The sequence below is a fragment of the Pseudomonas sp. LBUM1651 genome (genome assembly GCF_059716135.1).
This window is the reverse complement of the sequence record NZ_CP166805.1, coordinates 6,170,535-6,196,848: the sequence shown is the minus strand read 5'-3', so window position 1 is coordinate 6,196,848 and position 26,314 is coordinate 6,170,535. Positions and strand designations below refer to the sequence as shown.

At 56.9% G+C, this 26,314-nt stretch carries 20 protein-coding genes; 12 read left to right on the top strand and 8 right to left on the bottom strand.

Annotated elements, in window-relative coordinates; all coding sequences use genetic code 11:
• Positions 1-45: 45 nt before the first annotated feature.
• The 4 genes from ACA066_RS29050 to ppk2 all read right to left on the bottom strand — a co-directional run bounded on the left by ACA066_RS29050 (position 46) and on the right by ppk2 (position 5,700).
• A complete protein-coding gene (locus tag ACA066_RS29050) occupies positions 46-2,790 on the bottom strand; it encodes an NB-ARC domain-containing protein (RefSeq protein WP_497697597.1) in 2,745 nt (914 codons plus the stop codon).
• Positions 2,791-3,054: 264 nt separating this feature from the next.
• The gene (locus ACA066_RS29045; protein ID WP_497697596.1) at positions 3,055-3,177 is read right to left on the bottom strand and encodes a GNAT family N-acetyltransferase; all 123 of its coding nucleotides are present in this window, start codon (positions 3,175-3,177) and stop codon (positions 3,055-3,057) included.
• A 322-nt stretch (positions 3,178-3,499) separates the two neighbouring features.
• Positions 3,500-4,318: a hypothetical protein gene (locus ACA066_RS29040; RefSeq protein ID WP_497697595.1), complete on the bottom strand. Its 819-nt coding sequence runs from the start codon at positions 4,316-4,318 to the stop codon at positions 3,500-3,502.
• A gap of 560 nt (positions 4,319-4,878) precedes the next feature.
• Complete coding sequence (ppk2, locus tag ACA066_RS29035) at positions 4,879-5,700, bottom strand: polyphosphate kinase 2 (protein WP_497697594.1); 822 nt, start codon at positions 5,698-5,700, stop codon at positions 4,879-4,881.
• A 110-nt stretch (positions 5,701-5,810) separates the two neighbouring features.
• Here ppk2 and ACA066_RS29030 point away from each other — a divergent pair, with 110 nt between their 5' ends.
• The 5 genes from ACA066_RS29030 (at position 5,811) to ACA066_RS29010 (ending at position 12,923) form a co-directional block, all read left to right on the top strand.
• Positions 5,811-6,713 carry a LysR family transcriptional regulator gene (locus tag ACA066_RS29030; protein ID WP_497697593.1) on the top strand — a complete coding sequence of 301 codons (903 nt, stop codon included), beginning with the start codon at positions 5,811-5,813 and terminating at the stop codon, positions 6,711-6,713.
• 130 nt (positions 6,714-6,843) lie between these two features.
• A complete protein-coding gene (locus tag ACA066_RS29025) occupies positions 6,844-7,470 on the top strand; it encodes a glutathione S-transferase family protein (RefSeq protein ID WP_497697592.1) in 627 nt (208 codons plus the stop codon).
• A gap of 62 nt (positions 7,471-7,532) precedes the next feature.
• Positions 7,533-9,563 carry a pyridoxamine 5'-phosphate oxidase family protein gene (locus tag ACA066_RS29020; protein ID WP_497697591.1) on the top strand — a complete coding sequence of 677 codons (2,031 nt, stop codon included), beginning with the start codon at positions 7,533-7,535 and terminating at the stop codon, positions 9,561-9,563.
• A 53-nt stretch (positions 9,564-9,616) separates the two neighbouring features.
• The gene (locus ACA066_RS29015; RefSeq protein ID WP_497697590.1) at positions 9,617-10,813 is read left to right on the top strand and encodes a DUF3142 domain-containing protein; all 1,197 of its coding nucleotides are present in this window, start codon (positions 9,617-9,619) and stop codon (positions 10,811-10,813) included.
• On the top strand, positions 10,800-12,923 hold the full coding sequence (locus tag ACA066_RS29010; protein WP_497697589.1) for a hypothetical protein: 2,124 nt from the start codon (positions 10,800-10,802) through the stop codon (positions 12,921-12,923). The genes ACA066_RS29015 and ACA066_RS29010 overlap by 14 nt, the downstream gene beginning before the upstream one ends.
• On the opposite strand, the gene ACA066_RS29005 is transcribed toward ACA066_RS29010, so the two are convergent.
• Positions 12,924-13,553: a LysE family translocator gene (locus ACA066_RS29005; RefSeq protein ID WP_497697588.1), complete on the bottom strand. Its 630-nt coding sequence runs from the start codon at positions 13,551-13,553 to the stop codon at positions 12,924-12,926.
• A 144-nt stretch (positions 13,554-13,697) separates the two neighbouring features.
• Between ACA066_RS29005 and ACA066_RS29000 the strand changes: the two genes are divergently transcribed.
• Positions 13,698-14,171: an Lrp/AsnC family transcriptional regulator gene (locus ACA066_RS29000; RefSeq protein WP_038980472.1), complete on the top strand. Its 474-nt coding sequence runs from the start codon at positions 13,698-13,700 to the stop codon at positions 14,169-14,171.
• Between the two features lie 119 nt (positions 14,172-14,290).
• Here ACA066_RS29000 and lpdA read toward each other — a convergent pair whose 3' ends face one another.
• Positions 14,291-15,691, bottom strand: a complete 1,401-nt coding sequence (gene lpdA / locus ACA066_RS28995; protein ID WP_497697587.1) for a dihydrolipoyl dehydrogenase — start codon at positions 15,689-15,691, stop codon at positions 14,291-14,293.
• Between the two features lie 217 nt (positions 15,692-15,908).
• On the opposite strand from lpdA, the gene hflK (ACA066_RS28990) reads away from it, so the two are divergent.
• From hflK (ACA066_RS28990) to cfaB, 5 genes are all read left to right on the top strand, one after another.
• On the top strand, positions 15,909-17,867 hold the full coding sequence (gene hflK, locus ACA066_RS28990; RefSeq protein ID WP_497699977.1) for a protease modulator HflK: 1,959 nt from the start codon (positions 15,909-15,911) through the stop codon (positions 17,865-17,867).
• The gene (gene hflC, locus ACA066_RS28985) at positions 17,864-18,904 is read left to right on the top strand and encodes a protease modulator HflC (protein WP_145319132.1); all 1,041 of its coding nucleotides are present in this window, start codon (positions 17,864-17,866) and stop codon (positions 18,902-18,904) included. The genes hflK (ACA066_RS28990) and hflC overlap by 4 nt, the downstream gene beginning before the upstream one ends.
• Positions 18,901-19,959: a protease modulator HflK gene (gene hflK / locus ACA066_RS28980; protein WP_497697586.1), complete on the top strand. Its 1,059-nt coding sequence runs from the start codon at positions 18,901-18,903 to the stop codon at positions 19,957-19,959. The genes hflC and hflK (ACA066_RS28980) overlap by 4 nt, the downstream gene beginning before the upstream one ends.
• On the top strand, positions 19,956-21,866 hold the full coding sequence (locus tag ACA066_RS28975; RefSeq protein ID WP_497697585.1) for a cation-translocating P-type ATPase: 1,911 nt from the start codon (positions 19,956-19,958) through the stop codon (positions 21,864-21,866). The genes hflK (ACA066_RS28980) and ACA066_RS28975 overlap by 4 nt, the downstream gene beginning before the upstream one ends.
• Positions 21,867-22,057: 191 nt before the next feature.
• Positions 22,058-23,242 (top strand): C17 cyclopropane fatty acid synthase CfaB, encoded by a 1,185-nt coding sequence (cfaB, locus tag ACA066_RS28970; protein WP_497697584.1) that lies wholly within the window; start codon positions 22,058-22,060, stop codon positions 23,240-23,242.
• Here the strand turns inward: cfaB and cls are convergent.
• Complete coding sequence (cls, locus tag ACA066_RS28965; protein WP_497697583.1) at positions 23,239-24,678, bottom strand: cardiolipin synthase; 1,440 nt, start codon at positions 24,676-24,678, stop codon at positions 23,239-23,241. The genes cfaB and cls overlap by 4 nt on opposite strands.
• Before the next feature lie 132 nt (positions 24,679-24,810).
• Between cls and ACA066_RS28960 the strand changes: the two genes are divergently transcribed.
• Positions 24,811-25,332 carry a DUF3617 domain-containing protein gene (locus ACA066_RS28960; RefSeq protein ID WP_017341609.1) on the top strand — a complete coding sequence of 174 codons (522 nt, stop codon included), beginning with the start codon at positions 24,811-24,813 and terminating at the stop codon, positions 25,330-25,332.
• A 79-nt stretch (positions 25,333-25,411) separates the two neighbouring features.
• On the opposite strand, the gene ACA066_RS28955 is transcribed toward ACA066_RS28960, so the two are convergent.
• A complete protein-coding gene (locus ACA066_RS28955; protein WP_497697582.1) occupies positions 25,412-26,302 on the bottom strand; it encodes a His/Gly/Thr/Pro-type tRNA ligase C-terminal domain-containing protein in 891 nt (296 codons plus the stop codon).
• Positions 26,303-26,314: the final 12 nt, after the last annotated feature.

The following is a 26,314-nucleotide window of genomic DNA, read 5'->3' as shown; positions in this document are numbered from 1 at the left end:
AAATATAGGCCCCGCTGAGAAAAGCGCTCAGCGGGGAAAGGTTATTTATTCTGCAGGCTCCGCATCTTTCATCGCTGATAGCAGGGCTATCCCTAGAGAGCTTTTGGGCTTCATAGATAGTTTTGGTTTGGCGGGGAGGCTATTAAAACGATCACCAATACTGCCCGGCGTAATATAGTCATCATAGTGCTTTAAGTCGGAACTTCTAACTCGATTTATTCTTTCAAGTTTTCGTTTTAATCCATCGTGATAATTATACTTTAAATTATTAAAAGTGTATTTTAGTATCTCATCTATTTCTTCATACATTTGCCGGCGTAGACAAACTTCTAAAAGACTGGATAGCCCACTCAGGCAGCTGAGTTTGGTTTCGTTATCAAAATCTTTAAGTGTGTCCTCTCGCACAGTTTTAAGTATTAGTTCTCCAGGGTGCTTATATATCCTAAAAAAAGAATCTCTTTGTTCAGAAAATATTTTTTTGTAATTTTCTTTTGATATTTCGTCTAGATTCAGAGCGCTTTTGATATCCTCTCTTTGTTGAGTGAGTAAGGACGTCTCGTAGCTCATAAGTGTGGAGAGGAAAATGTATTTCTCAGATGAGTTATCGTCTAATATCCTTGAGTTAATTACCGTGCGCACCGCATCTATAGCCTTATATTTTTCTGCTTCGTCCCCGCGCCACATGTATGCTGCATAAATTTTTACAAAGTGGGGGTTCGAGCTATAGCGATGATGGAATTCTTCTAAGGTAGCTATTCCTTGCTCAAAGTCGCCTTCATCTTCTATTAAATATTTTGCAAGGTTTATAATTGCCTTTATTTTTATGTTTTCTGGCGTTGCTTGCCGAGAGATGATGTGCCTGTACTTATTAATTACGTCGGTAAGTCTCCGTGAAACTCTAGAGTTGTCGGCGTCATCGAGCAGCGATAGATCTGTATCTAGTTTTTTGTCGCTGCCAATTAGCAATAGCCTATGTTTGATACCACCTGCATCACCTTCGTCTTTAAATGATTGATGCATCATGTTTGCAATTTCAGATGAGTACACTTTAAAAAATTTCGAGTCAGTTATTTTTATAATTTTTAACTTTGTAAGTTCTTCTATTGCAAGCTCAAAACGCTGGGTGTCGCTTTCCATGTTTAATATGTATCTTAACTTTGAGAGTACATTCGTTAAATCTGCCTCTGTAACTAATAGACCAATAGCACTGAAGACTTTTTTTGCGTCAGTTGACAAATAGTTGAAAATTCGTCCGTATAGAAACTGCATTGCTGTTTCTTGTGTTCCGAGATTTATTTTTATGCTTTCGGATATAGAGCCGGACTCTCCGTAAACCATTGCTGCCTGGAATATGAAAAGTGGTCTGCCACTGGTTAGTTCGTGGAGTTTTTTTTCGAAGTCAGCTAAGTCAAGTAAGCGTCTGTATTGGCTGGGGTCGATGTTCAACTCGTTTTCTATTACGCTATCGAAGAACTCCAAAGTTTCTTTTGATGTTAGCTCTTCTACTTGAATTTCTTCACCCGTGATGTGACTCGCAGACCTTGTTGTGATTACGACTTTGTGATGCGAGATATTAAGTTTTTTTATAAATTCTATTATTTTGATTTTTTCTTCGGCAGAAAATGTTTCATAATCATCTAAGACAATCAAAGAGTGACCTTGGAAGTTTATTATTTCCTCGTCATTTGCGCTTTCTTGATTGAATATGGTTTTATTTATAAATCTGATTATCGCGTCAAGGGAGTCTGCAGAACTATCAATTTGTTCTATTTCTCCAGTGTAATAGTTGTAATACCTATCCTTGGCGGATGCAAATACTATGTAGTCAAAGTGTTTGTGCTGTCCCTGTAACAATGTTTCGCATACACGTTGGATAGCGGCAGTTTTTCCTACGCCACCGTGCCCCCATAATGTTGCAAAAACGGTTGATTTATTATTCTTTAGGAAATTTAGCAGTTTTTTTACTATGCTTGTATCAATGTACTTTTTGTAATTGTTGACATAGTTGTTTACGATGGTCCCATTCGCTGAACGTCTCCTTGAATCATAATCTTCAATAGACGCTGAAGTTATTTCGGGTACGTCGAAGTACCTTCTTTCTGTTGTGAGCAATCTGTTGAATAATGCTCGCGCTGCAAGTTTGTCTTCAGTATAAGAATAAATATAAAACTCATCAATTCCGCTTATTACAATAAAGGGTGAGATTTTGCTGTATGAGTTTTTCGATTTTATATAAGTTGAGTTTACTTGAAGCTCAACTTTCTGCTTTGGAATCGTTACTGGTGCATAATCGCCAGTAGCTTTATAGATTATAGCTCTATAATTTTTCTCATCGGAACTCATGACTTTGACAATATCAATGTCACCTTTTAAGAAGTCCGGAGGAGATTTTGTTAGCGTGTCATAGAGATCAATAAATTTTTTGTAAAGCTCTACAGAGTCATCTTCAAATGAAAAGCCATGCCCAATTTTCTCATTTCTTATTTTTGGATAAGAGTTTATAGTTTCGCGGAATTTCTTAAATCGATTATTTCCAAAAGATTCGTTGTCTATATCCAAGCTTCTTGAGATTTCTAATATTGAGCCGATTGAAGGGCGGTCTATTTCGCGAATACAACGATCTCTAATATCTTTATCAATCTTATCTATGTTTCTATTCCATAGGTAGCTTAGTATAAGTATCAGTAAATATTCTAGCCTAGATTGTTCTTGGGTTGCAGCCTCTCTATGGTCACCGTTAAATTGGAAGAGATTAGACTTGTCGCCGATTTTCTTAGTTATATAGTCCATTAAATCTTGAACTCCATTATTGGGTAATGACTCTCATGATATCAATATGGCATGGTCCTGTCGCCAGGATTGCCCGGCGGATAGGTAGGAAATTCACTTGTTGGGGGCAACGCGGTGCCTGCTAGCCACACATAATTTTTCATGTGATGCGAAAAAAATAGCTAAATCAATGGCTTAAATAGAGTCTGTAGTTTGTATTTTGCTAAGCCATGCGCTAACACTCTCAAAAATCGGTGTTGAGACAGTTTTCACTTTTTGCCCAACCTAGCCCCAACGAATGCCTTTTCTGCGGTGCGACGGGTGCACCGCGACCGAGTACAACCATCCACGATGGCCGTCGTATCCGGCGAGAACGGTGCCAACAACTTCATTTCCTGACAGGGCCACAAAGAACAGGCTATCTGCTGCGACCAGTTTTTTGTCGATAGTAAGGCTGGAGGGGGTTATGCGCGGTTTCGTAGGCCCGGCGGCAGATTAGCCGCCGGTGCTCTGGAATATAAGTCAAAGCCGCGTTGTTATGGCTGCGCCAGTTTTGGATTTACGACTCCACCAAATTGAGTATCCTGCTGAGGTCGCTTTACGCCCAAAGTACTGAAATGGCAACGCTGATGCTTAGCTCCGTACGGGGCTAGCCTAGTCAAGTACGAGCTAGGCTTACTGAGATCATTGGACAAATCTGCTTCTTATCGGCGAAGGCCTTACATCACTTCTAGGTTTTAATACAATCCTTATTTTTCGCTACAGCATTCCAATCCACGGGTTTTGGCTTTTGCATTTTGTATTTTGTATAAACTTCATCCGGCATGAGCGAGAATGTAATAACCGCGCCTGGTCCATAGAAAATCCGTCCACAATTCTCTATTTCTTTGTGTTGTGATTTCTCATATTCATACTGGCTTGTAGTAGAAGATTTAGCCTTTGCAGAATTTGACCAAAACGTAGTTTCTCTATCAATTTCGAAAGAGAATTCCCATACTTTTTCAAATTTTGCTCCAGTTATATCATTGTCGTAAGTGGCTTTCGCTAGAAATGTATAATGCATTAACCAAGGGAGGTCGTCTTGATTTAAAGACTTAAGTATTAATTCTATATCGTGGTCAACTTGCACAAAATTTATATAATAATTAGCGGAGTCATCTCTTCTAAGTGGCCAAGAAGTCCACATTATGACCTTGTTATTGATGCCAAGGGTTAAATATTCAATGGAGTTAACATCTAGGTTGCTAATTGGAGCGCCCGTAACTGTTAGTTTCCAAAGAGCAGATTTGGATTCTTGTTTTTCCTCTATCCACTCAAGCTTTGCTACTGGCGTGTAGGGGGATTTGTCATACAGCCATGCAAATAATCCAGCCATTGAAACAACAAATGCAAGAACTATAATAAGCCTGATGATTTTATATGCTTGCTGTTTGGTTAAATTGGGGAATATCTTTTGTCGAATAATCTCTCTGCATAATAGATAGAAAATCGCAAAGCCCACCGCGCCAATTCCGGCGACTGCAACAGCGCTTCCTAGAAAATCCATCATCAGAAAGGCCCCCAAAGAAGAATGTTCTGAATCAGGTTAGCAGCTTGCAGGATAATGGCTTTGAGTTGCTGCCTGTACCGTTGCTGGGGGGCGTTATCATTGTTTATGCTGCTACACCCGGCAGGCTATTGAGGCGCCTTTCGTGTTCGACGAGGCGGTCGAGCTGCAGCGGTTTTTCGGAGCGAGGCGTACGATAGCGTGGCGCGCGCCGTGTTATTGCCAGGGGTCTACCCTCTGCTAGCGGAAGGCCCTAACAGGTGGATTCGGAGAATGAAAACTTCGCAGGGGTCGTCATGCGGATGGCTCTAGTGCCCGCGTTTAGGGCCTCAATCTTCCGCTGGTGGCGACGGACGGTTAGGAGTATTCCCAGCTGCGACAGTTTTAATTCTCTAGCACATGGCGCTCAAGCGGCTATGTGAGGAGTTGCGACAGTTTTGCGATCTTCCCGCAGCAGCCTGGAGACCGCAGAATAAGCACCACCAGCGCGACAGTTTTAATTCTCAAAATCCAAGGGGCGAGGTCGCTGTCATTGACAGGACCTTGCCCCTTTTACATTCAGCTCAGAATTTTTCCGCAATCAACCGCAGTGGATAATCCGGTTCTCGATAGCTGCCCGGCTTCTGGCGTTTGGGCAACTTCACGGCTTCCCTCGGAACATCTTCATAGGGAATGCGACTGAGCAGGTCGGTGATGATGTTCAGGCGAGCCCGTCGCTTGTCATTCGAGTTGGCCACAAACCACGGGGCATGTTCGGTGTCGGTCATCTTGAACATGTCGTCACGAGCGCGTGAATAGTCATACCAGCGGCTGTAGGACTTGAGATCCATGCCGGTGAGCTTCCAGATTTTGCGTCCGTCCTTGATGCGAGCCTGAAGCCGTCGTGTCTGTTCCTCCTGGCTCACTTCCAGCCAGTACTTGATCAGGATGACACCGGAATCGACGATTGCGCGTTCAACGAGCGGGATTGCCTTCAGGAAGCCCACCACTTGTTCCTGGGTGCAGAACCCCATCACCCGCTCCACGCCCGCACGGTTGTACCAACTGCGATCAAAGATCACCACTTCGCCCGCCGCCGGCAGATGCGGCAGGTAGCGCTGTACATACATCTGACTTTTCTCGCGTTCTGTAGGTGCACTTAGCGCAATCACCCGGAAGACGCGCGGGCTTACCCGTTCGGTCAGCGCTTTGATGGTCCCGCCCTTGCCTGCACCGTCGCGCCCTTCAAAAACAATACAGACCTTGATGCCCTTGTGCCGCACCCACTCCTGCAGCTTGACGGTTTCGACGTGCAGTTCGCGTAGCGCTTTCAGGTAGTCTTTGTTGTTCATTTTCGAGCTGTCAGCCATTCGCTGCTTTTGTGCCCGCTTCTTGTCCTTCGCCATGACCAAGACCTCACTGTTCCCCGGTCATGTCAGACTAGGTCGTTTTCGACGCCGCGCTCAAAATCGCAGCCTGACGGTTGCGATTTTTATTTGAATGGAGGACATGCCCAGTGGACCGGTTCCAGGAAATGCAGGTCTTCGCCGCCGTCGCCCAGGAACAAGGTTTCTCGGCGGCGGCGCGGCGTTTGGGCCTGTCGGCGGCCAGTGTCACCCGTGCAGTGGCCGCGCTGGAAAAACGCATTGGCACGTCGCTGCTGACTCGCACCACCCGCAGTGTGCATTTGAGCGAAGCCGGTCAGCGGTATCTTGAAGACTGTCGGAGAATTCTCGCTGAGGTGCAGGAAGCGGAGGATTCGGCGGCGGGCAGTCACGCAGAACCTCGCGGGCAACTGACGATTACGGCGCCGGTACTGTTTGGCGAGTTGTTTGTCACGCCGGTGATGGTGAGTTATCTGACACAGTTTCCTGAAGTCTGCATCAATGGGTTGCTGGTTGATCGAGTGGTGAGCATGGTCGAGGAGGGGATCGATGTGGCGGTGCGCATCGGTGAGTTGCCCGACAGTAATCAGCATGCGATCCGTGTCGGTGAAGTGCGACGGGTGATTTGTGCTTCTCCGCAATTTCTGAAGGTACATGGCAGGCCATTACATCCTCAGGATCTGACCCACGCACCGGTTATTGCGACGTCCGCTATCGGTCAGCAGAGAAGCTGGCCCTTCCTTGAAGCCGGAGAGCAGCTGAATGTTCGACCGGAACCACGGCTGGTGGTGACGGCGAATCAGGCGGCCATTACCGCCGCGAGCCTGGGGCTGGGATTCACCCGCGTCCTGTCTTATCAGGTCGCCAGCAAAGTCGCGTCCGCAGAGCTGGAAATCGTATTGGCTGACTTCGAACTGCCGCCGCTGCCCATCCATGTCGTTTATCAGGGCGGGCGCAACGCCCCCGTGCGGATTCGCAGTTTTGTGGACTTCACAGTGAAAGCCTTGCGGGAACACCCGGACTTGCTGGGCTGATGGTTTATTTCACTGGGTGAAATAATGGATTGCGTTTGCTGACTATTCTGTTGTTTTGGTTGCGGGTAGAAGATAGCGGCCATCGGTGCTGATCATTCCTGAACGGCGCCACCACCCAGTGGAGTCGACCATGCAAGCGATCAAACTCTATAACTTCCCGCGTTCCGGCCATGCGCACCGTGTGGAACTGATGTTGTCCCTGCTGCAACTGCCGACCGAGCTTATCTTGGTTGATCTGGCCAAAGGTGCGCACAAACAGCCGGATTACCTGGCGATCAACCCGTTCGGGCAGGTTCCGGCCATTGATGATCAAGGCGTAGTGCTGGCCGACTCCAACGCGATCCTGGTTTACCTGGCGCAAAAATATGGCAACGGTCGCTGGTTGCCGGCCGACCCGGTTGGCGCAGCGAAGGTTCAACGCTGGTTGTCTGTGGCAGCCGGCCCGATTGCCTTTGGTCCGGCCAGGGCAAGACTGATCACTGTGTTTGGTGCGTCTTATAACGCTGAAGAGGTGATTGCTTACTCTCATATCTGGCTCAAACAGATCGATCAGGAGCTGGCTGCTTCGCCTTATCTGGTTGGGACCGAACCGACCATTGCCGACGTCGCGGCCTACAGCTACATCGCCCATGCGCCCGAAGGCAATGTGTCGCTCGAAAACTACGCCAACGTAGGAGCCTGGCTGGCGCGTATCGAAGCCTTGCCTGGTTTTGTCGGCATGCCGCGCACCGCCGTCGGCCTGCAAAAAACTGCCTGATGCTGCGGCCCGACATTGTCGGGCCGTCCACACTGCGCCTGTCGCGCAGAGGAGAAGCCGTTATGGACCGTTCACCTTGGCACGCTGGCGAGAAACAGTTGCAGGCACACGTCGGTGTTGCCGAGCGAATGGAGACGTTGGGTCGTAGGGTGGTTCGCACCGAGATGCCGGACCAGCACCGCACATTCTATGAGCAACTGCCGTTCATGCTGTACGGCGCAGTGGACGCCGACGGCAACCCTTGGGCCAGCATTCTTGAAGGGCCACCGGGCTTCGCTCACTCGCCCGAGCCGGGTGCGTTGCAGTTCAACAGCCTGCCGGGGGCGGATGATCCTGCGCAATTGGTCGATGGCGCGGCGATCGGTCTGTTAGGGATAGAACTGCATACCCGGCGGCGCAACCGCCTCAATGGCCGCGTCGGCGCCGTAACGGCAAAGGGTTTTGCTGTAACGGTCGAACAGTCCTTCGGTAACTGTCCGCAATACATTCAATTGCGGCAGTTTCGCTCGGTGCCGCTGGCAGATCCTGCGACGCGCATCGCGCAACATCTGAATGGCCTGGATGACGCGGCCAAAGCCATGATCGCCGGCGCCGACACCTTCTTCGTCGCGAGTTATGTGGATATTGATGGCCAGCGCTCAGTGGACGTTTCACACCGTGGCGGCCAGTCCGGTTTCGTACGGGTGGAAGGCAATCGCCTGACCATCCCGGACTTCGCCGGCAACCTGTTCTTCAATACCTTGGGAAACCTGCTGATCAATCCCCGGGCGGGTTTGCTGTTTATCGATTTCAACTCGGGCGACCTGCTGCACCTCAGCGGTCGCGCCGAAGTCATCCTTGAAGGCCCGCAGGTCGAAGCCTTCCAAGGCGCCGAGCGTTTGTGGACATTCGAGGTGGAGCAGGTGGTGCGTCGGCCCGCAGCGTTGGCTTTGCGTTGGCGCTTCGACGGCGTGTCACCCACCAGTCTGCTGACCGGCACCTGGGAGCAGGCCGACGCCCGTCTGCAAGCCCAGGCGCTGGGTGATCGTTGGCGGCCGCTGCGGGTGAAGCGGATCGAAGCGGAAAGCCACAACATCCGCTCGATCTATCTGGAGCCTGCCGATGGCGCGGGGTTGCCGATATTTCAGGCGGGGCAGCATTTGCCGCTGCGGTTCAACATTGGCGGTGAGGTGCATATCCGCACTTACAGCCTGTCGAGCGCGCCGTCCGACGACTTTTTCCGCATCAGCGTGAAGCGTGAAGGGCTGGTGTCCTCGCACCTGCATGAGCAGGTTCGTGTCGGTGATCTGCTGGAAGCCCGCGCGCCGCAAGGGCACTTCACGGTGGCAACCCATGAACGGCGGCCGCTGGTGTTGCTGGCAGCCGGGGTCGGAATTACGCCGCTGCTGTCGATGGTGCGAGAGGTGGTGTATCAAGGACTGCGCACCCGGCACATTCGGCCTACATGGTTTTTCCAGAGTTCACGCACGATGGCCGATCAACCGTTTCGTCCCGAGCTGGATCGCTTGCTCGAGAGTGCGGGTGAGGCGGTGCGGGTGCTGCGTCTGCTCAGTCAGCCGGAAGCCGATGCTCACGAGGGCGAAGACTTTGATTTGACCGGACGGATCGACACGGCTTTGCTTCAGTCCATCCTTGAAGTGGAGGACTACGATCAGCTGGACTTTGTCCTCTGCGGCCCGGGCAGTTTTACCCAGGGGCTGTACGACAGCCTTCGGGGACTGGACATCCGTGACAGCAGGATTCACGCCGAGACCTTCGGCCCGTCGACCTTGCGTCGCCAGCCGGACCCCGACGCGGTGGTCATCGAGCAACCGCCCGCCGCAACCACCTCGGTGCCGGTGGTGTTTCAGCGCTCGGCCAAAGAAGCCCGCTGGCAACCCGATGGCGGCAGCTTGCTGGAGTTGGCGGAAAGCCGTGGCTTGCGTCCGGAATTCAGTTGCCGCGGCGGTTCCTGCGGGACCTGCAAGACTCGCCTGGTCAGCGGCCAGGTGAATTATCCACAGCCGCCAGCGGAAGTGCCGGACGAAGGAAGCGTCCTGATTTGTTGTGCGATTCCGGCGCAGGGCTCGCAGCCTTTGGTGCTCGACCTGTAGCATCTTACGATGCCGCTCGCTCCTACAAGATGAGATTCAGCCTTAGGAGTTTTATGGTTTTTCTCGCTCGCCTGTCGGGCTTGCTGGTGATGGTGGCGCTGCTTGCCGGTTGCGAACAACAGGACGCGCCGCGGCTTGATCAACAGATCTACGTCTGGCAACGGCAATGGACGACGGCCCACGAAGCCGCACTCAAAGACAGTCGTGCGGACTTTTCCACTCTGCGAGTGCTGGCCTTACAGGCCTTCCCCCGGGCGGGTTGGAGTCGGGCGCGAATCGATGCGGCGCTGCTCAAACAGGATGGTCGGCCGCTGATCCCGGTGATTCGTCTCGATGGCCAGCTCAAGTCGCTGGATCAGGACGAAGTGACCGCGCAGATCCGGCAGGTGCTTGATGATTGGCAAGCGCAGGGGCTGATCCTCGCCGGTGTGGAAATCGACCACGATGCCGGCAGCGCCCGGCTACCGACCTATCGGAAATTCCTCACGGCTTTGCGCGCGGTTCTTCCGGCCGCCATGCCGCTGAGTATTACGGCATTACCCGCCTGGCTCGACAGCCCCGAACTGCCGGCGTTGTTATCCACAGTCGATAGCAGCGTGTTGCAGGTGCATGCGGTGAGCGATCCGAGCCGAGGCTTGTTTGACCCGGATCAGGCGCAAAAATGGGCAAAGGCCTGGAGCCGCATCACTTCGAAACCTTTTTATCTGGCGCTGCCAGCCTATGGCGTAGCGCTGTTGCCGCAGACCGGCGGCGCACCGCTGGTGGAGAGCGAAGTACCGGTTGAACGCGGCGGCGAGCGTCGGGAACTGCTGGCCGATCCGCAGCAACTGCGCACGCTGGCCACTGAATTACGCAACGATCCGCCGGTGCATCTGGCCGGCCTGATCTGGTTTCGCTTGCCCCTGGCCCAAGATCGTCGGGCCTTGAGCCTGACGACCTTGGGCGCCGTGGCCCGCGGCGACACCCTCGACAGTCGCTTGACGCTGAAACTCTCGGCGCAGGATGGCCTCTATGACGTCAGCATCAGCAATCAAGGCAACCTCGACAGCGTCTGGCCCGAGCGTTTGACGCTCGCGGTGCGAGGCTGTAATGGCGCCGATGCCCTGGCCGGTTATGCGTTGCAACAGAGCCCGGATCTGCTTACCTTCACCCGCCTGCGCGACGGGCGAATACCCGCTGGCGGGCAGCGCGCCATCGGTTGGGCGCGTTGCACACACATTGATCAAGGAGGTTCAAATGTTCACCCGTAACTGGCCCCGCCATTTGCTCTGCCTGAGCCTCAGCTTGCCGCTGGGTTCGGCATTGGCCTGCGGGCCGGATTTCCCCATGCGTCTGCTCGACAACCGGGGCCAGTCGCTGGCGGAGCTGCCGGAAGGCAACTTCCAGTTCGAGATCAATCGTCTCGGGCATGCGATTGCGGGTCTGAAGAACGTCACCGAAGTCGTCTACAGCAGCATGGACGGGCCCGACTACGCCGAGCAGCGGGACAAGGCCGAGCAGGCTGGTTTGACCGTGGAGCAGCAAGCGCAGGTAAAACAGTTGCGCAGTTTGACCGATGCTCATCAGGTTGAAGTACAGGGCGCGAGTCTGCCCACCGAGTTCAAGCTCTATCTGGCGGGCGCCGTGGCGTTCAACGCGGGTGACCATGGATTGGCCGCCGACTACTTCCAGAAAGTGCTGGCGCTACCAGCGGATCAACGCGCGTTGCGCAGCACCTGGGCCGCGTATTCGCTGGGCCGCGCGCTGTTTGCCATGAACGCCGAAGTGGACGCAACACCGGACCTGCTGACGCAATCGCGCAAAGCCTTCGAGCAGACTCGGCAACTGAGCATCGACGGTTTCAGCGACCCGCTGGAACTGGGCGTCGCCAGCCTCGGCGAAGAAGCACGCGTGGCGCGCACGGCGGGTGACTGGAACCGTGCCATTGAGCTCTATGCCACGCAAAACCTCCACGGTTCAGCGGTGGGTTACACCTCGCTGAAACTGTTGGTGGCGGATCTGACGGCGATGCCTGACGAGCAACTGGCCGCATTGCTTAAAGGCAAACCGGTACAGCAACTGGTCACGGCGTCCCTGATCAGCCGGTTGGGTTGGTCATTTGGTGATCAACCGCCGAACGAACAAAAATTGATCAAGTTGCTGCAAGCCAGCACCCGCGGCAGTCTGGATAACGCCGACCGGCTGGCGGCGGTGAATTATCAACAGGGCGACTACGCCAGCGCCACGGCTTTCCTGGAACACGCCGGCGACGGTGGCCTGGCGTGGTGGCTGCGGGCGAAACTGGCGATGCGCGAGGGCGATAAAACCGCCGCCGCCGCGGCGTACGCCAAAGCGGCTCAGGCCTTTGCGCAGAATGAATCCTGGGGTGAGCGGCGAACGCCGGACTGGGACTTTGAATCGCTTCAGCCCAAGTGCCGGGTCGAAGGTGAAAGCGCAATCCTGGCGTTGCAACGCGGGGATTATTTGCAGGCATTCGATCAACTTTATCGCAGCAACGACATTTACTGGTTCGACGCCGCGACCGTCGCCGAGCGTGTGCTGACCGTCGATGAACTCAAGCATTACGTCGATACTCAGGTGCCGGCCCCGCCGTCGCTGACTCAGCAGAATCGGGATAACTATGTGCCGTTGCCGGTGGCAGCGAAGTTGCGCAACTTGTTGGGGCGGCGATTGCTGCGAGAAGAGCGTTACGACGAAGCGCCGGCGTATTTCGGCGATGCTGATCTGCAAAATAAGGCAAAGGCTTATGGTCAGTTGCGCCAGGAAGCTGAGTCCGCTTGGTGGCCTACCCGTCGTGCCGAGGCTTTGTTCAACTCTGCCTGGATCGCCCGCGAGTGGGGGATGGATATCCTGGGGTACGAAATGGCGCCGGACTATGCCACGTTCGGTGGTAATTACAGCCTTGAAAGCACCGAACTCAAGGTCGGTCCACTAGTGGCTGAAGAGGAGGTCAAGCGTCAGCAGGCCAGCGCTGCTCAGCCCGATGAGCGTTACCACTACCGTTATGTCGCCAATGCGCTGGCCAGCCGTGCTGCCGATAACCTGCCTCATACCAGTCAGGCCTTTGCGGCGGTGTTGTGCGCGGCGACGGGATGGAACACGGGTCAGGAAGAAAAAAGTGCCTTCTATCGACGCTACGTCAAAGAAGGCCCCTACGTGGATTGGGCACTGTTCTTCGGCGAGCGATGCCCTTATCCGGACTTCCAGAACGCAGACAAACGTTACGTCACCCAGGCTTTGAGTCCGATCCGGGCGACGCTGCGGCCGTACAAAAAGTGGCTGGAAGTGGGCGGTGTCGTGGTGTTTACGGCGCTCGCGCTGTTGCTGATCAATCGTCACAAGCGTAAGGCGCGCCAGTAATCAGGCTTGTTGAACAAAGGTCAGTCGCACCGCAAAACCGATCAACAGGCTGCCAAACAACCATTGCTGGAAGCGCTGGGCCGAGGGACTGCGTTGCAGCCAGCGGCCCAGCGCGGCGCCGGCCAAGGCGTAGGCGCTGTCGAACAACAAACCGACACCGACCAGCACCACACCCAGGGTCGCGAATTGTGCGAGCACCGGCCCTGCGCGCGGATCGATGAACTGCGGCAACAGCACCGAGCAGAACAACAACGCCTTGGGGTTAAGCAGGTTGGTCAGTAATCCGCGCTGGATCGCTTCGCGCCAACGTGGTTTTCCACAGGCTGCCTCTACACCGTTCAGGTTCGGCAGCATTGTGGTTCGCAGGCACTGAATGCCGATCCACAACAGGTACGCGGCCCCCGCCAGGCGCACCACATCGAAGGTCCAGGGCGCAGCCTTGAACAGTGCCGCCAACCCCAAAGCCGCCAGTAACACGTGGCAACCCCGTGCGATGCCCAAACCCACGGCCGTCGCCAGCGCCGCCCCTTTACCCTGACGTGCGCCGGTCTGCAGCAGCAGGATCATGTCCGGGCCCGGCAACAGGTAAACCACCGCCAGTGCCATGAAAAACAGCCAGAGTCCTGCCACGATGCACCCCATTCGTTGTCGGTTCGGTAGGGTCAGTCTAGGGCTGAAGGACAGGGCAGGTGGTTGCGTAGTTTGCTTCTCAATAGTCTTTGGTTGGCATAATCTGCCATTCAATGACCACTAAGCCATCAGGATCTGCCAAAGATGAAACTGGACGCCTACGACCGAAAGATTCTCGCGGCCCTGCAACGGGATGGTCGGTTGAGCAACGTGCAACTGGCTGACGAGATCGGTCTGTCCGCGTCACCCTGTTTGCGTCGGGTACGAATGCTTGAAGAAGCCGGGGTGATTCGCGGCTATCAGGCCAATCTGGATCGCGACGAAGTCGGGCTGGGGCTGACGGTGTTTGTCGGGGTCAAGGTTGAGCGCCACAACGATGAGCAGGCCGAAGCGTTTCGTCTGGCCGTGACGGCGTTGCCCGAGGTGATTTCGGCGTTTCTGGTGTCAGGGGAATCGGATTTTTTGCTGCAGGTGGTGGTGCCGGATCTGCGTGCGTACGACCGCTTTCTCACCGGGCGATTGCTGAAATTGCCGGGCGTGAGCGACATCCGCAGCAATTTTGCGATTCACACGGTGAAAACGCCGGGGGCGTTGCCTTTAGAGCATTTGCCGCTTTAGACCGTGTCGACCCCTTCGCGAGCAGGCTCGCTCCCACATTTGATCTGTGGCGTACACAAAACCAATGTGTGCGATCCTGCTCCCGAAGGCGGTCGACCAACCACCGCCAAACTCCAGCCCTACATCTGCGTAGCCATCCCCTCCACATTCATCGCTGCCTGGCGCAACGCCTCGGAGCGGGTCGGATGGGGGTGACAAGTTAGCGCGATGTCTTCCGCGGAGGCGCTGAACTCCATGGCCACGCAGTATTCGCCAATCATTTCGCTGACACTCGGGCCCACCAGGTGCACACCGAGAATTTCGTCGGTGCGCTCGTCGGCCAGCACTTTGGCGAAGCCTTCGGTCTCGTGGTTGATCTTCGCCCGGCTGTTGGCGGTGAACGGGAATTTGCCGACCTTGTACGCACGGCCTTCAGCCTTGAGCTGCTCTTCGGTCTTGCCGACGCTGGCCAGCTCCGGTCGGGTGTAAATGACGTTGGGAATCAGGTCGTAATTGACCTCGCCGGCCTTGCCGACGATCTGTTCGACACAGGCCATGGCTTCATCTTCAGCCTTGTGCGCGAGCATCGGCCCGGATGTGACATCGCCAATGACCCACACGCCTGGCGCTTCAGTACGATGACCCTTATTGGCGAGCATGCCGCGTTTATCCGTAGTGAGTCCGACGTTCTCCAGGCCCAAACCCTCGGTGTAAGGCCGGCGCCCGATGGCCACCAGCACGTAATCGGCTTCCAGCAATTCGGCGGTACCGCCGGCCGCCGGTTCAACGCTGAGTTGAACGCCGTTCGCCGAGGTGGTGGCGCTGGTGACTTTCGAACTCAACTTGAAGCTGATGCCTTGCTTGATCAACGAGCGTTGAAGGGTTTTGCCTGCTTCAGCGTCCACGCCCGGGCAGATGCGGTCGAGAAATTCGACCACGGTCACCTGTGCACCCAAGCGCCGCCACACCGAACCCAATTCCAGGCCAATGACCCCGGCGCCAATCACCACCAGATGCTTGGGCACTTCGGATAAAGAAAGCGCACCTGTGGAATCGAGGATACGTTGATTGTCGATCTCTACGCCGGGCAGGGGAGTGGGTTCCGAACCCGTGGCAATGATGATGTCCTTGGCGCTCAGCTCGGTTTTGCCACCCTGGCTATCCGTTACCGTGACTTTGCCCGGGCCGTCGATATGCCCCCAACCCTTGATCCAGTCGACCTTGTTTTTGCGAAACAAGAACTCGATGCCCTTGGTCAGCCCGGTCACGCTTTCATCCTTCTGCTTCATCATTTGCGCAAGGTTGAGCGTGGGTTTGACCTCGATCCCCAGGTTGGCGAATTCCGAGCCCATGGCTGCGTCGTACAGTTCGGAAGCATGCAACAGCGCCTTGGACGGCATGCAACCGACGTTCAGGCAGGTGCCGCCGAGGGTGGCGCGGCCTTCGACGCAAGCGGCTTTCAGGCCCAACTGGCCGGCGCGGATCGCTGCGTTGTAACCGCCGGGGCCTCCGCCCAGAATCACGACGTCATAGCTGCTCATGGATTTGCTCCTGGATTGAATGGGAATCGGGCTGGGTAAACGTAGTCCGTGGAGAAAATTACGAGCGTAATATGTGCGCTACTCGGTCTTTCGGTCAAGGCTTCAGCCAAGCGACAGGTCGAGCGTTTTTAGATAGAGCGTTTTAATACAAAAATTTCACCACTTTCGTTATATCGTAACGAACTGCGAGTTGAGCAAAGAAAAACACTGGGGTGGTATGCAAGTCGATCTCGAGGTTGAGGGAGCAGCGGTAGCCGGGTTGCCGCGCTTTCAACAGGCAGTCTTTCAAGGGCGACGATTGCGGCAGTTGGCAATCGGCCTCGGCGCGCTCGCGTCGACAGGGCTGGTGCTGGCGTTTTTTGTCGGGTTGTTTTTGCCGCAGTCATTTTGGCCGGCGTTGCTGGTCAATCAGAGCGCCGGTCTGCTGGTGCTGATCGCCGGGCTGCAATCGGCGTGGTGGGTGACGCAATGGCGCGCACGGGCGATGAATCCCGCAGCGCTGCCGGTGGAAATCGAAGTCGCTGATGCCCCGGTTGGATGGTATGAACAGCTACTGGAGCGGATCAGTCAACAATGGACGCGGATGCTGGTGCAGATCGGCGCACCGACGTTGTGGCTCGGTGGCTGGGCGTTGTTGGTGCTGTTCAGCATCAACCAGGTCTGGAACCTGGCGCTACCACCTGCCGCGCCAGGCTTTTCGGCTAATGTCGGTGCTGCATTGTCGTTGCTGCTGGCCTTCGGTTTGCTGGTTCTGGAGCGGCAGCTTGCCCAGGAAAACGTGGCCCAGTGGCCTGAAGCAGGGCAATTGGCCCAGCTGACTCGTGTGGCAATCATCAGTCTAGTGTTGAGCGCGTTGTGTCTGTTGTTCGGCAGCGAGGTGTCGGTCTGGCCGATGCGACTGGCTGTGTTGATCGGGCTGCTGCCGGGGCTCGTCGCGGTCGAACTGTTGCTGCGTGCAGTGCTGTCATTGTTCAGTCCCCGGCGCGAACAACTGGAACCTGCGTTGCTGGCTCGAAGCTTCGTCGCCGACATGCTGCGCTGGCCACCACAACCGCTATTGGCGTTGCAGCATGAATTGCATAACCGCTTCGGCATCGATCTGCGGCAAATCTGGGCGTTCACCTACATGCGTCGCGCGTTGGTGCCGGTGATGGCGGTGGTCGCCCTTGTCGGTTGGTCACTGACCGGTATTCACGAAATACCGCTGCAAGGGCGGGGTATCTACGAGCGCTTTGGCAAACCGGTGGAGGTGTTCGGTCCCGGCTTGCACGCGGGTTTGCCGTGGCCGCTGGGTCGAGTGTTGAGTGTCGAGAACGGCGTGGTCCATGAGTTGGCCACGAGTGTCGGCGAAGCGGCGGCGCCCATTGCGGCGGCGCCCGCTGAAGGTCCGGCGCCAACAGTTGCCAATCGCTTGTGGGACGCCAGCCATGTGAATGACAAATCCCAGGTCATCGCCAGCAGCCGTGCCGACAAGCAGAGCTTCCAGATCGTCAACATGGATGTGCGGTTCGTTTACCGCATCGGCCTGTCGGATCAAGCCGCGTTGGCTGCGACCTACAACAATGCCGATGTACCGGCGCTGATCCGTAGCACTGCCAGCCGGATTCTGGTTCACGATTTCGCCTCACGAACCCTCGACGGTTTGCTCGGTGAGGACAGGGTAGGGCTCGCCGAAGAGATTGGCCGCGCGGTGCAGGCGGACTTGCAAACACTCGGCAGTGGCGTGGAAATTCTCGCGACCGTGGTCGAGGCGATTCATCCACCGGCCGGCGCGGCCAACGCTTATCACGGCGTGCAAGCGGCACAGATTGGTGCGCAGACGCTGATCTCACGCGAACGCGGCGCAGCAGCAGAGGCGACCAATCAGGCGCAATTGCAGGCCAGCATCGCTCGCGATCAGGCGACGGCCAACGCGCGTGAAATCAATGCAGCTGCGCAAGCAGCCGATCTGAAATTCAGCGCCGAGCAAAAAGCCTATGCCAGCGCCGGCCAGGCTTTCGTGCTGGAGCAGTATTTCAGCCAGCTTTCCCAAGGACTGGCCAACACCAGGTTGCTGGTTCTCGATCATCGTTTGGGCGGCAGCAACAACGCGCCGACCATTGACCTCCGAACGTTCACGCTGCCGGCTGACCCCGCGCCGTCGCGTCAAACTGCTCAGCCAGGAGCTGCCAAATGAGCCAGTCGCACACTCACGATCATGCTGACCACGCCGGGCACGATCACGACCATGGCGGGCATCACCACGGGCATCACCATCATCACCACGGCGATCCGCAGGAAGCCGGTCCCTTCCCGTGGCGGCGCATGGGGTGGGCGGCGTTGCTGGTGGCGTTTGCCATCGCGGCGGCGAGCCTGGTGCAAGTGCGTTCCGGCGAAGCCACGGTTATCACGCGCTTCGGTAATCCGTCGCGGGTGTTGCTGGAGCCGGGGCTGGGCTGGCGTTGGCCCGCACCTTTTGAAGCGGCGATTCCTGTCGATTTGCGTCTGCGCACCACGTCGAGTGGTTTGCAGGATGTCGGCACGCGCGACGGTTTGCGCATCATCGTTCAGGCTTACGTGGCGTGGCAGGTGCAAGGCGATCCGGACAATGTGCAGCGCTTCATGCGCGCGGTGCAGAATCAGCCGGACGAAGCGGCGCGGCAAATTCGCACCTTTGTCGGCTCGGCGCTGGAAACCACGGCCAGCAGTTTCGATCTGGCCAATCTGGTAAACACCGATGCCAACCAGGTGCACATTGCTGACTTTGAAGCGCAACTGCGCCAGCAAATCGATCAGCAGTTGCTGACCACGTATGGCGTTCGCGTGCTGCAAGTTGGCATCGAGCGTTTGACCTTGCCGTCGGTAACACTGACTGCCACGGTCGATCGCATGCGCGCCGAGCGTGAAACAATCGCCACCGAACGCACGGCGATCGGCAAACGCGAAGCGGCGCAAATCCGCTCTGCCGCCGAGCGGGATGCGCGAATCGTTCAGGCCGATGCCACTGTTAAATCCGCCGACATTGAAGCCCAGTCCCGCGTCGAAGCGGCGCAAATTTACGGACGTGCCTACGCCGGTTCACCGCAGCTGTATAACTTGCTGCGCTCCCTCGACACCTTGGGCACCATCGTTACGCCTGGAACCAAACTGATTCTGCGCACCGACGCTGCGCCGTTTCGGGTACTGGTTGACGGTCCGCCGACCCTCGATACCAAGTCCGGGTCGCAGCCATGAGTTTGGTTCCACGTGGAACAAATGAGTTGAGCAGCCCCTGGATTCAGGCCGGGAGATTGGCGTTTCTCGCGCTGTATGCGGTGACGGTATTGGCCGCGTTGGCGTGGGCGTTTTCCAATGTTCGGCAAATCGATCCGCAGAATCGTGCGGTGGTGTTGCACTTTGGCGCGCTGGATCGCATTCAGAATGCCGGTCTGCTGTTGGCATGGCCGAGACCGTTCGAGCAGGTCGTTTTGTTGCCGGCGGCCGATCGGGTGATCGAGCGGCGGGTGGTAAACCTGTTGCGCAGTGATGCCGCGTTGCAGGCCGACCGAGTCGCCACATTCGCCACGCCGCTCAGCGATGCCCTCGCGGGGTCCGGCTATTTGCTGACCGGTGACGCCGGCGTGGTGCAACTGGATGTGCGGGTTTTTTACAAAGTCACCGAACCCTATGCGTTTGTGCTTCAAGGTGAGCATGTGCTGCCGGCACTGGATCGCCTTGTGACTCGCAGTGCCTTGGCACTGACGGCTGCTCGTGATCTGGACACCATCCTGGTGGCGCGACCGGAACTGATTGGCGCGGGTAGCCAGGCGGCCGAAAGACGTGAGCGCCTGCGCGGTGATCTGGTGCAAGGCATCAATCAGCGTCTCGCTGACCTCACGGCGACCGGGCAAGGCCTGGGGATCGAAGTGGCGCGGGTCGATGTGCAATCGAGTCTGCCGGGGCCGGCGGTCAACGCCTTCAACGCGGTGCTGACGGCGAGTCAGCAAGCCGATAAAGCCGTGGCAAACGCACGCACCGAAGCCGAGAAACTCACCCAAACCGCCAACGAACAAGCCGACCGTACGTTGCAGGTCGCCCACGCTCAAGCGAGCGAACGGCTGGCCAAAGCTTCCGCCGACACGGCCACTGTGTTGAGTTTGGCCAAGGCGCAACAACAGGGCACCGACCCGCAAATGCTGCTGCGCCTCTACCGCGAGCGCATGCCGAAAATTCTCGGTCAGGCCGGCTCGGTGACTACGGTCAATCCGAAAGACGATTCCCGCCTGATCATTCAGGGAGCTGCACAATGACCGCGCAAACCGCCGCCGCACCGAGCCTGTTGTCCTCGGCCGAACAACGCAGCGCCGCCCGCCAATTGACCCTGGCCATGCTTGCATTGGGTTTGTTGGCGCTGGGTTTGATCTGGCGCTGGGTATCGCCGGAGCAGACCGGTGTCAGTCAATTGCTGTTGGGGTTTGCCTCATTGCTGGTGGCCGTACCGGTGATGCGCTCGGCCTGGTACAGCTTGCGTTATCCGAGCTTGCACGGGATCACGGACCAATTGATTGCCTTGGCCATGCTCGGTGCCTGGGCGACCGGTGATCTGCTGACCGCTGCGTTGCTGCCGATCATCATGATCTTCGGCCACGTGCTGGAGGAGCGCAGCGTGATCGGTTCCCAGGAAGCGATTCACGCGCTGGGCAAACTGACGCGCAGCCATGCGCGCAAGATTCAGGCAGACGGTTCCATCGTCGAAGTCGACAACGGCACACTCAAGGCCGGTGACCGGGTGGAAGTTCGCGCTGGCGACCGCGTGCCGGCCGATGGTCGCGTGCTCTCCGGTCAGGCGAGTCTCGACACGGCTTCGATCACCGGCGAGTCGGTGCCGGTGGAAGCGGGTGTCGGGATGTCCGTGTTCGGCGGGGCGATCAACCTCGACGGCCTGCTGCGTATCGAGGTGACGCGTACGGGCAGCGAGTCGACCCTCGGAAAAGTCATTGCGCTGATGCAAAGCGCCGAGCGATCCAAACCGCCGATCACCCGATTGCTGGAACGCTACGCTGGCAGCTACATGGTGTTGGTGTTGCTGCTGGCCGCCGTCACCTGGTTCATCACCAACGATGCGCAGGCGATGCTCGCGGTGTTGGTGGCGGCCTGTCCGTGTGCGCTGGTGTTGTCGGCACCGGCCACGGCGATTGCCGGGGTTGCGGTTGCCGCTCGCCACGGGATTCTGATTCGCAGTTCGGCGTTTCTTGAAGAGCTGGCAGACCTGACCTCGCTGGTGGTCGACAAGACCGGGACGCTGACCTTCGGCACCTTGCGCCTGCAATCCATCGACAGCCCGCTGGAAGATCGCAGTCACGTATTGAAACTCGCCGCCAGCCTCGGTTCCGCCAGCAGTCACCCGGTCAGTCGCGCACTCGCCGGGTTGGTCACCCAGGAACATTTTCTGCTGCTCTCGAACATTCACGAACGGCAGGGTCTGGGCGTGGTGGCGATGACGGAGCAGGGCGAAGCGGCGCTCGGCCGTCCAGAGTTGTTTGCTCAATTGGGCATCACCACTTCAGCCGTTCCCGAACACGATGGCCCGATTGCCGGGCTCGCGCTCAATGGAGAGTTTCTCGCCTGGCTGTTGCTGGCGGACAGCGTCAAACCCGAAGCGCGGTTTGCCTTGAACGAGTTGCGTGAACTCGGGCTGGGCCGGCAACTGTTGCTCACCGGTGATCGCCAAAGCGTCGCGAATACCTTGGCAGGAGACGTCGGGATCGTCGATGTCGAGGCCCAGGCCTTGCCCGAGGACAAACTCAATCGCGTGCTCAAGGAGATCGACAGCGGCTTCCGGCCGATGGTGGTCGGTGACGGCATCAATGATTCGCTGGCCCTCAAGGCAGGCGTGGTCGGCGTTGCCATGGGGGCGGGCGGTGCGGATATTGCCTTGGCGTCCGCCGACATCGTGCTGATCGGCAGTGACCTGCGTCGGCTCGGCACCTGCGTGCGTTTGAGTCGCCAGTGCCGGAACACGTTGCAGGTCAACGTGATCATCGGTCTGGGCTGGACGCTGGCAATAGTGGCCTTCGCCGCATTCGGCTGGCTCGGCGCGGCGGGGGCGATGATCGCGGCGTTGCTGCACAACCTGAGTACATTGCTGGTGCTGGGTAACGCCGGGCGGCTGCTGCGCTTTCAGGAGCCATTGCTCAGGCTGAAGGACGATATTTGAGGGGTTTCAACTTTTCAGAACTGTGCACCCGATTCGTAGTCATCTAGGGTAAGGGCAATCATTTCTGTGAATTTGCGACGGGTTGGCTTGAACGCTGCGGGTCATAGAAAAGGGCTATGAAATCGATAGCCTGCTATTTTTCAAGGATGGTCTAACCTCACATCAGACGTCTGAAACAAGGGGGATATTCCATGCTCGCGCAAATTCCACCGGCCTTACAGAATCTGCAGCTACCGTTACGCCTGCGGCTCTGGGACGGCCATGAATTCAATCTGGGGCCGACGCCCAACGTCACGATTGTGGTCAAGGACCCACAAATGGTTACCCAATTCACTCATCCAAGCCTGGATGCGCTCGGAGCGGCGTTTGTCGAGGGCAAAGTCGAGCTGGAAGGTTCCATCAGCGACGTGATCCGCGTCGTTGATGAATGGAGCCAGGCATTGCTGGGCGACCTGGACAGTCATCCCGTGCGCACCGCCCACGACAAGGAAACCGATGCCGAGGCGATTTCCTATCACTACGACCTTTCCAACGCGTTTTATCAGCTGTGGCTCGACAGTGACATGGCGTATTCCTGCGCCTATTTCGAGACCGGCAGCGAAACGCTGGAGCAGGCCCAGCAAGCCAAATTCCGTCACTTGTGTCGCAAGTTACGACTGCAACCTGGTGAGTATCTGCTGGACGTCGGTTGCGGTTGGGGCGGTTTGGCGCGCTATGCGGCGCGGGAGTTCGGCGCGAAAGTGTTCGGGATCACGCTGAGCAAAGAGCAACTGGCCCTGGCCCGTGAACGGGTAACGGCGGAAGGCCTCGACGATCTGGTCGAGTTGCAACTGCTGGACTACCGCGATCTGCCTCAGGATGGGCGCTTCGATAAAGTGGTCAGCGTCGGCATGTTCGAACATGTGGGGCACGAGAACCTGTCCGAGTACTGCAAAACGTTGTTCGGCGCGGTGAAAGAGGGTGGTCTGGTGATGAACCACGGGATCACCGCCAAGCACATCGATGGCCGTCCCGTGGGGCGCGGTGCCGGGAATTTCATCGGGAAGTATGTGTTCCCCAATGGCGAGCTGCCGCACCTGTCGATGATTTCTGCCGAGATCAGTGAAGCGGGTCTGGAGATCGTCGATGTCGAGAGTCTGCGCCTGCATTACGCGCGCACCCTGGACCACTGGAGTGAACATCTGGAAGACAATCTGGAAGCCGCCGGCAAGCTGGTGCCTGAGCAGGCGTTGCGCATCTGGCGGCTTTACCTGGCGGGATGCGCTTATGCCTTCGCCAAGGGCTGGATCAACCTCCACCAGATCCTCGCGGTGAAAGCGCACCCCGATGGCAGCCATGAACTGCCATGGACTCGCGACGACATCTACAACCCTTAAAGTATCGGGGAAATAAGCCGGGCGATCCGCATGCCAACCTGTTGAAGGCGGCGGGTCTCCCGGCTTTCTTCTTTGGCGACTTCATGGGCCTGCGCGAAATCGTCGTTGAGCATCTGTTCCACTTCGCCAGCAAACACGCTGTCCACCGTCAGCAACATCACTTCAAAATTCAGCCGGAACGAACGGTTGTCCAGATTGGCGCTGCCGATGGCGCTGATTTCGCTGTCGATCAACACCACTTTCTGATGCAGGAAACCGGGTTCGTAGCGGAACACTCGCACGTCGGCGCGCACGGCTTCGAAGGCATACAGGCTGGAGGCAGCGTAGACGATCCTGTGGTCGGGCCGCGACGGCAGCAGAATGCGCACATCCACGCCACGCAGCACTGCCAGCCGCAACGCCGCGAACACGGCTTCGTCCGGGATGAAATAGGGGCTGGTGATCCACACCCGCTCCGTCGCCGCGTGGATGGCCTCGACAAAGAATAGTGAACAGGTTTCGTAGGAATCTGCCGGGCCGCTGGCAAGCAATTGGCAGAGAACACCGTCGTCCGGATACACATCCGGCAGTATCAACGGCGGCAACGACCGGGCCGCCCAGAACCAGTCCTCGGCGAAAGACTCCTGCATGCAGGCCACCACCGGCCCACGCACGCGAACGTGGGTATCGCGCCACGGCGCCAGAGGTGGTTTCTCGCCCATGTATTCGTCGCCGACGTTGTGGCCGCCGATGAAGCCCAACACGCCGTCGACTACGACGATCTTGCGGTGGTTACGGAAGTTGACCTGGAAGCGATTGAGCCAGCCGCTGCGTGTCGCGAAAGCTTTGACCTCGACACCCGCATCCCGCAATGGCTGCACGTAACTGTGGGGCAGGGAGTGGCTGCCGATGCGGTCGTACAGCAGATAAACGGCGACGCCTTCAGCGGCTTTTTTCAACAGCAAGGTTTGCAGGCGCTGGCCGAGGCGGTCGTCGTGGATGATGAAAAACTGTATCAGCACGGCTTCTTTGGCGTGGCTGATGGCTTCGAAAATCGCCTCGAAAGTGGCCGGGCCATTGATCAGCAGACGGACTTCATTGTTCGCCAGGCACGGCATGCGTCCCAGCTTCGGCATTGCCCTTAATGAGGCGTAAGCGTTGGAGGCGCGTGCCGTCAGCGCCTCTTCTACCCAGGGCCGCCAGTTCAACTCGGAGATGGCCTTGCGCATTTCCTCGTTGGCCTGTCGCCGAGCCTTGATGTAACCATCGAAGGTGCTGCGACCGAAGACCAGGTACGGGATAAGCGTGAGGTAGGGAATGAACAGCAACGACAGGGCCCAGGCGATCGAGCCCTGGGCGGTCCGAACGGTCAATACGGCATGGATGGCGGCGATCAGCCCTAACGAGTGCAACAGTGCGATCAGATAACCGAAAACATGCGGTCCAAAATAATCCATGGGGGCAGCCTTGCTCCTGAAGATTCAATGCTTAACAGACCATGTTCCGTGCAGAATGTCGCTATTTAATTGGCCCATGAACCGAAGCCTGTGGCTGACGTCTAACGGCCACTACTGATCAGGAGTTACACGATGAACGTTCGTCTGCTGGGTTTGGCCGTAGCTTTTGGTTTGGCTCTTCCTGTGGCTGCTCAGGCGCAGATGCTCCAGCCGGGCCTGTGGGAATTGACCTCGAGCAACATGAAGGTCGATGACCAGAACCTGCCGGATCTGCAATTGATCCTCGGCCAGATACAAAGTCAGATCACCCCTGAACAGCGTGCGCAGCTGGAGAAGCAGGGCATCACGATGGGCGGCAAGGGGATTCGCGCTTGCCTGACGCCGGAGCAAGTGAAGAGCGACAACATCCCGCTGACGGACCCGCAATCGGGCTGCAAGCAGGAAATCACCGAGCGCACCGGCAACCAGTGGAAATTCCGCTTCAGCTGCCCGAAAGCGCAAGGGGCGGGTGTGGCTACATTCCTCAGTGACCGAGAGTTCACCACCAAGGTCAACGGCACATTCAATGCTACCGGCATTCAGCAGAAGGGTAGCCTTGATACTCGCGCGGTCTGGTTGGGGCAGGATTGCGGGACTGTTAAGCCAAGAGCTTAAAAGCTTCGCGAGTAAGCTATGCTCCTACAGGATTTACATCGTCCCTGTAGGAGCAAAGCTTGCTCGCGAAGGCGTCACTTCAAACACCCGCAATCCCTATTGATCGCAGCCAATTGCACACCGCATCAACCGCCATCCTGCCAAAATCCTCCCCGGTGCGACTGCGCACACTGACAAACCCGCCTTCTTTTTCTTTCTCCCCGATCACCACCAGATACGGCACTTGCCGACTGTGTTCGCGAATCTTGTGGCGGACCTTCTCGTTACGCAGATCGGCGCGAGCGCGTACACCGCTTCGGCGCAGCGCTTCAGTCACCGACTGTGCGTACTCCGCCTGGCGATCATCCATGCTGACGATCATCACGTGCGGCGGTGCCCGCCAGTTGTCCAGTTCCTCCTGGCAGGACCAGCAGGTGCCATAGATCCGCTGTGGTGATGTGCCGCTGATGTGTTCGAGCGCGAAGGCCTGCAACACTCGGGTGGCGGGAACATGCGGCCCCGTCGACACACACTCGAAGTCCCCCAGAAGGTAGGACGATAACTGTTCGGTAGGCATCGCGCGGCGACGGATCGAATGATTGGTAGCGGCCAGTATCTTCATGCGAGCTTCAATGGCGGCAAGGTCGACCAGGTTTAAATGACGCTCAAACTCGAATTCATGGAAGAAGCCGTCACCCAACGCAGATCCCGTCTGCAAATGTGCTTTTGGATAAAGCTGTTTCACGGCCATCGCCAACACCAACGCGCAGGACTTGCGAAGAATCTCCAGCCCATCGGGCTCTTGCGGCGTGACGATGCTGACCCGGGCATCGGCTTCGAGGATGAACTCACAATCCACCAGAACGCCGTCGACCCGCCCCGCGACAGCCGCCTTGGCCAGCCCGGGGCCGATACTCGCGGCGAATTCGTACACCGACAACGGTTGGTCGTATTCACGCAATGAACCATCGCTCAGGGTGATGTGAATCATGTTGGTGCTCTC